Genomic DNA, 6,784 nt, shown 5'->3' on the forward strand with positions numbered 1-6,784 from the left:
GGAGCGTCAGCCGTGGAGCGGGGCACGCCACACGACGCGGGTGCCGCCCTCCGCGGGGCGCTCCACGCCCAGCGTGCCGCCGCACAACTCCGCCCGGGTCCGCATGTTGGCCAGCCCGCCGCGCCTCACCGGCTGTCCGTCGCCCCCGGCCGCCGCCCCCGCGCCGGGAACGGTCGTGTGGACGTCCGGGACACCGATGCCGTCGTCGGTGACGGTCAGGGTCACCGCGTCGTCCGCCGACAGCACGATGTCGATACGGCTCGCGCCCGCGTGACGGGACGCGTTGGACACCGCCTCGGCGGCGACCGCCACCACGTGCTCGGCCAGTTCGTCCGGGACGGTGGTGTCGACCGGTCCGTCGATCCGCACGGACGGCCGGAAGCCGAGCGCGCGCGCCGCCGTGCGGGCCGTCTCCGCCATCCGGTGCCGCAGCCCGCTGTGTCCCGAACCGCCCGCCGTGCGCAGATCGAAGATGGTGGACCGGATGATCCGGATCGTGGTGTCCAGGTCGTCCACCGCCCGGCTGACCCGCTCCGCCGCATCCGGCCGGTCCGCGATGGCCCGGGTGGTGCTCTGCAGCGTCATCCCCGTCGCGAACAGCCGCTGGATCGCCAGATCGTGCAGATCACGGGCGATCCGGTCCCGGTCGTGCATCACGGCGAGCTCCTCGGACTCGGCCCGCCCACGGGCCAGTTCCAGCGCGATCGCCGCCTGGTCGGCGAAGCCGGACACGAGCGCCACCTCGGTGTCGTCGAACGGCGGGCGGCCCACCGGCCGCCCCAGACGCAGCGCGCCCATCGCCCCGCCGCCCAGCCGCAACGGCACCGCCACCACCGGGCCCAGCCCGTCCTCGGCGCCGCCGCCGAACGGATGGGCCCGCGGATCCGTCCGCACATCGGCACAGTACGCGGGCGCCCCGGACCGTGCGGCGAGCCCGGCCAGCGATCCCGAGGCCGGCACGGACAGCCCCGTCACATGTTCGCTGTCCCGCCCGTGGGCGACGGCGACCGTGAGCCGCTCCTCGGCCCCCGACGCCGGGCCGGGCGCAGCGACCGCCGCTCCCGGCCGTGCCCCGGGCAGCAGGACCGCCGCCCGGTCCGCCCCCGCCACCTCCATCGCCCGTTCGGCGATCAGATCCAGCACCTCGTCGGCGTCCGCACCCGACAGCAGGGCACGGGTGATCTCGCCCAGCGCCTCCAGGCGCCGTTCCCGGCGACGGCTCTCGTCGTACATCCTGGCGTTGTCGATGGCGACCCCGGCGGCGATCGACAGCGTGGTCAGCACCGCCTCGTCGTCGTCGTCGAAACCCGCCCCGCCCCGCTTCTCGGTGAGATACAGGTTGCCGAACACCTCGTCGCGCACCCGGACGGGCACCCCGAGGAACGTATGCATCGGCGGGTGGTGCGGCGGAAAGCCGTAGCTGCGCGGATGACTGCCCAGGTCGGTCAGTCGCAACGGCTCCGGATGACGGATCAGTTCGCCGAGGATGCCACGCCCGCACGGCGACTGCCCGATCCGGGCGGCGACCTCCTCCGACAGCCCCACGGGCAGGAACTCCAGCAGCTTCTGCCCGTCCCCGATGATGCCGAGCGCCCCGTACTCCGCGTCGGTCAGCGTCACCGCCGCCTCGACGATGCCCCGCAGCACCTCGGGCAGCTCCAGACCGCGCCCCAGCCCCATCACGGCGTCCAGCAGACCGCGCATCCGGTCCGGCCGGCTCGGCTGCGGCCACGCCGCGTGGCGCGGGCAGGAGGCCCCGGACGGTCCGGCGCCCGGTGCGGCGGGGGAGGGTATCGCGGAAGCGGAGCCGGGCGCGGGAGGTGCTGTCTCTGCCATCGGGTCGCCGTTCTCTGGTGCCGTGTGCCGTACGTCGTCCGCCGTACGCCGGGATCTGGTCACCGGATCACCGCAGGGCTGGAACCGGTCCACGACCTGTCAGCCTACGGCAGCCCGGAGAACGGGGAACCGGCGGTGCATGCCCTCGCGCGGGAGGACGTCGGGGCCGACCGGCCCCGCACGAGGACCGCCGCAGGGCCGACAGGCCCTGCGGAAGGTGCCCGTCGGCCCCTGGGGAGTGCCCTCGCCCGCGAGCAGCATGGTGCGGCGCCGGGAAGGTCCGGTCCGTCCGTCCCCCGTGAGCGGCCGGACCTTCCCGACCGTCCCGGACCCCGCACCCGGGGCCGGGAACGTTCGGAGAACCGCAACAGCTGGAGGAACAAGTCCGGTGGACGCAATGGAAACGCAGGGCAGCGAGGCCGCTCCCGCACAGGGCCCCCGGCCCCCCGGGCCCCGGCCCGCGCCCACGCCGGGCCCCGACCGTCCCGTCACCGGGACCGCCCCCGGCCGCCGCCCCTCGCGTGGCCGCCTCGTCGTCTCGTGGCTCACCACCACCGACCACAAGCAGATCGGCACGCTCTACCTCGTCACCGCCTTCGCCTTCTTCCTGATCGGCGGCGTGATGGCACTGGTGATGCGGGCCGAACTCGCCCGCCCCGGCACGCAGATCATGTCCAACGAGCAGTTCAACCAGGCGTTCACCATGCACGGCTCGGTGATGCTGCTGCTGTTCGCCATGCCGCTCTTCACGGGCTTCGCGAACTGGCTGATGCCGCTCCACATCGGCGCCCCCGACGTGGCCTTCCCACGGCTGAACATGCTCGCGTTCTGGCTGTTCCTCTTCGGGTCGCTGGTCGCCGCGGCGGGCTTCCTCACCCCGCAGGGAGCCGCCGACTTCGGCTGGTTCGCCTACGCCCCGCTGTCCGACGCCACGCACTCCCCGGGCATCGGCGCCGACATGTGGATCATGGGCGTGGCCCTCTCCGGCTTCGGCTCCATCCTCGGCGCGGTGAACTTCATCACCACCATCATCTGCATGCGCGCCCCGGGCATGACCATGTTCCGGATGTCGATCTTCACCTGGAACGTGCTGCTGACCGCCCTTCTGATCCTGCTGGTCTTCCCGGTCCTCGCCGCGGCCCTCCTCGCACTGGAAATGGACCGCAAGTTCGGCTCGCACATCTTCGACGCGGCCAACGGCGGCGCTCTGCTGTGGCAGCACCTGTTCTGGTTCTTCGGGCACCCGGAGGTCTACGTCCTGGCCCTGCCGTTCTTCGGCATCGTCTCCGAGGTCGTCCCGGTCTTCTCCCGCAAGCCCATGTTCGGCTACATCGGCCTGATCAGCGCCACCATCGCCATCGCGGGCCTGTCCGTCACCGTCTGGGCCCACCACATGTACGCCACCGGCGGCGTGCTGCTGCCGTTCTTCTCCTTCATGACCTTCCTGATCGCCGTGCCCACCGGGGTGAAGTTCTTCAACTGGATCGGCACCATGTGGAAGGGGTCGCTCTCCTTCGAGACACCGATGCTGTGGGCCACCGGCTTCCTCGTCACGTTCGTCTTCGGCGGACTGACCGGCGTCATCCTGGCCTCGCCCCCGCTCGACTTCCACACCACCGACTCGTACTTCGTCGTCGCCCACTTCCACTACACCCTCTTCGGCACCGTGGTCTACGCGATGTTCGCCGGATTCCACTTCTGGTGGCCGAAGTTCACCGGCAAGATGCTCGACGAACGCCTGGGGAAGATGACCTTCTGGGTGCTGACGGTCGGCTTCAACCTCACGTTCCTCGTGCAGCACTGGCTCGGCACGCAGGGCATGCCCCGCCGGTACGCCGACTACCTGGCCGCCGACGGGTTCACCGCCCTCAACACCCTTTCCACCATCGGGTCGTTCCTGCTCGGGCTGTCCTTCCTGCCCTTCTTCTACAACATCTGGAAGACCGCCCAGTACGGCGAGAAGGTCACCGTGGACGACCCCTGGGGCTACGGCCGCTCCCTGGAGTGGGCCACGTCCTGCCCGCCGCCCCGGCACAACTTCGCCTCCCTGCCCCGCATCCGCAGCGAGTCCCCGGCCTTCGACCTGCACCACCCGGAGATCGCCGCACTCGATCGCGTCGGATCCCACTGATCCGCCGACGACCGGATTCGTGCCCCGTTCCCCAGAAGGAGAGATGACCGATGTCCCATGGAGTCCTGGCGCTCGGCGTCGCCGTGATCTGCGTATCGGGGCACGTCTGGTACCTGCCCGCGTGCATCGACCTGCGCGCGGCGCAGGACCGCCCGGAATCACGGCGGCCCGCCGCGGCCGCCGTGCTGACCGGGTGGGCGACCGCAGGCCTGACGATGCTCCTGCTGCTCGCACCGTTCACCCCCTGGGCCGCCGTGGTGGTCGGGTCCGCCGGACTCTCCGCCACCCTGACCCTGGTCGTCCGCTCGTGGCTGCTCCGGCGCCAGGAGCAGTGCGAGGAGGCGGCCCGCTGGGCCGCGCTCCTGCCGGTGAGCACCGTCGCCCCCGCCAGGCGCCCCGATTCCGCCCGGCGCGCCGGCCCCGCCCGGCACACCGAGGACGACCGCTGAGACCGTCGCGGACGACCGCTGAGACCGTCGCGGACGATGGCCCGGCCCGCCGTGACGGAGCGGGCCGGGCGCCCGACCCCACGGGGCCGATCGGGGTAGTGTCGGGTGAGGACCATCGGATCGGAGCCTGCATGAGGGTCGAACTGCCGCCGGAGCCGGTGCACTTCGTCAACCGCGAGGACGAGAGGGAGCGTGCTCTCCGTGCCGTCGAGGAATGGCGGGGCCGCTCCCGGCCCCTGGTCCTGTCGCTGACCGGACCGGGCGGACTCGGCAAGACCGAACTGGCCTTCCTCCTCGCCCGGAACCTGCGCGACCGCTTCTCGGACGGCGTGCTCACCGTCGACCTGGACGACTACCGGACCGGCGGCGAGCTGGACCCCGGCGAGGTGCTGGCGCAGCTGCTCGACTCCCTCGACGTGCCGCCCGATCTGCTGGAACGCCAGTTCAGCGCGCGGTGCCGCCAGTACTGGAAGAAGACCGCCGACAGTCGGCTGATCGTCGTCGTCGACAACGCCCGCTACGCCTCGGAGGTCGTTCCCCTGCTGCCGGCGTCGGGCGGCAGCCTGGTCATCGTCGCGAGCCACGGTCCGCTGTACGACCTGGAGGACGGCGCCGCCGTCGACATGGCGCTCCCGGCGTTGACGGACCCCGCGGCGACGGAACTCCTGGAACTGATCGTCAGGGACCAGCGCCTGGCCGCCGATCCGGAGGCGGCCCGCACCATGGTGCGGCTGTGCCACGGTCTGCCCGCGGCCCTGCACGTCGCGGGGCGCTGGGTCCGCGCCCACCGGGTGCGGCCGCTCGACCGTCTGGTCGCCGACCTCCGCTCGGAGCTGGACGAGAAGGGGGTGTCGCCCGGCGTGGAACGCGTCTGGGACACGGCCTACCGCGGCCTGTCCGGCCCGGCGGCCGCGCTCTACCGGCTGCTGCCCGCCCACCCCGGCCCCACCTTCACGACGGAATCCGCCACCGCCCTGCTGGGACGGGGCCCCGGGACCGGACAGGACGCGCTGGAGGAGCTGCACCGGGCCGGCTTATTGGAACTGGCCCCGGAGCGGCGGGGAGAAGCGGGCCGGATGCGCCTGCCCGGCCCACTGCACGCCCACGCCCGGCGCCGCTCCCGCGAAGACGACGTGCGGGGCGAGTCGGCCGAGGCACGGACACGGGTGGTGCGGTGGTACGTACGACAGGCCCAGCTCGCCGACCGGTACGCGGCCGGCCCGCGCCTGGTCGTCGCGGACCTCTTCGATCCCGTGCCCGACGCACCGGACGTGCCGCTGGAGGACCCGGCACGGACCGTCGACCCCGCCGTCCGGTCCGGGCGCTCCGAGCGTGCCGCCCGCTGGCTGCACGCCGAACGCCACGCGCTGTACGCGTGCGTGCGCCTGGCCCACGGACGGGGGCTGGACGCCGAGGCCGTGGCCCTGTGCGAGCCCGTGTGGACGTACGCGCTGGACCACCCCCACCAGTCCGATGTGACCGAGGTCTTCCGGCTCGGTGCCGCTTCGGCCGTCCGCTCCGGCAACGCGGCGTGGGTGGTGCGGATGCGTTGCCAGCTGGCCCGGCCGCTGTGGGAATCGGAAAGACTGGACGAGTCCGGGAGGGAGATCGCGGGGGCGCTGGCGGCCGTCGATCTGCTGGGCCCGTCGGTCCGGGACCGCAAGCTCCACGCCTCGACGATCGAGTTCCGCGGCATGCTCAACTCGGCGCGCGGGGACTGGAGCGCGGCGATCGGCGATTTCGCCCGCTCCCGCGAGGTGCACAGGACGATCCCCAACCCCTACGGGGTCCTGCTGCAGACCTACCGGATGGGGCAGGCGAGCGCGGAACTCGGCGACCTGGAGGAGGCGGAGCGCCTGCTGACCGAGGCGCACGACGCGGCTGTGGCGGACCACCGCGAGCGGATGACCGCGCGCACCGGCTTCGTGCTCGGTGGCGTCCTGCGGCGGCTCGGCCGCACGAACGAGGCCCGTCGGTTCTACGGCGAGGCACTGGTGAGGGCACGCCGACGCGGCTCGGAATTCGAGCAGGTTCGGGTCCTCGACGCGTTCGCGGAACTGGCCCGTGACGAGGGACGGGACACGGAGGCCGAGGAGCACCGCGCCGCCGCGGACGCCATCCGGAACCGCAACGGCCTGGGCCGCTAGTGCCGTGACCGGCAAGGTTTGCCCCGTCGCACCGTCCCGCACGCACGCTCGCGGCGTTGGCCGAGAGCCCACGTAGCCCTTCCCCAAGCTCTCGACTTCGTTCGAGCAGGGGAGACCCCATCCGAGGGCTTTCGACCGCCTTGCGATCGCACGCACCGGACGATGCTCCTTCCGGGCAAACCTTGCCGGTCACGGCACTAGGCAGCCGCACGGAGGCCGTG

At 72.6% G+C, this 6,784-nt stretch carries 4 protein-coding genes; 3 read left to right on the plus strand and 1 reads right to left on the minus strand.

The window, feature by feature from the left end:
- Positions 1-6 precede the first annotated feature (6 nt).
- Positions 7-1,704, minus strand: coding sequence for a sensor histidine kinase (locus tag AMK22_RS35630; protein ID WP_073791758.1), 1,698 nt, complete (start codon positions 1,702-1,704; stop codon positions 7-9).
- Positions 1,705-2,233: 529 nt separating this feature from the next.
- Between AMK22_RS35630 and ctaD the strand changes: the two genes are divergently transcribed.
- The 3 genes from ctaD (at position 2,234) to AMK22_RS35645 (ending at position 6,563) form a co-directional block, all read left to right on the plus strand.
- Positions 2,234-3,967 carry an aa3-type cytochrome oxidase subunit I gene (gene ctaD, locus AMK22_RS35635; RefSeq protein WP_443333342.1) on the plus strand — a complete coding sequence of 578 codons (1,734 nt, stop codon included), beginning with the start codon at positions 2,234-2,236 and terminating at the stop codon, positions 3,965-3,967.
- A 50-nt stretch (positions 3,968-4,017) separates the two neighbouring features.
- Complete coding sequence (locus tag AMK22_RS35640) at positions 4,018-4,416, plus strand: hypothetical protein (protein WP_073791761.1); 399 nt, start codon at positions 4,018-4,020, stop codon at positions 4,414-4,416.
- 131 nt (positions 4,417-4,547) lie between these two features.
- A complete protein-coding gene (locus tag AMK22_RS35645) occupies positions 4,548-6,563 on the plus strand; it encodes a tetratricopeptide repeat protein (RefSeq protein WP_073791763.1) in 2,016 nt (671 codons plus the stop codon).
- Positions 6,564-6,784 lie beyond the last annotated feature (221 nt).

Origin of the sequence: Streptomyces sp. CB01580 (assembly GCF_001905795.1) — a bacterium.
In the GTDB taxonomy this organism is placed as follows: Bacteria; Actinomycetota; Actinomycetes; order Streptomycetales; family Streptomycetaceae; genus Streptomyces.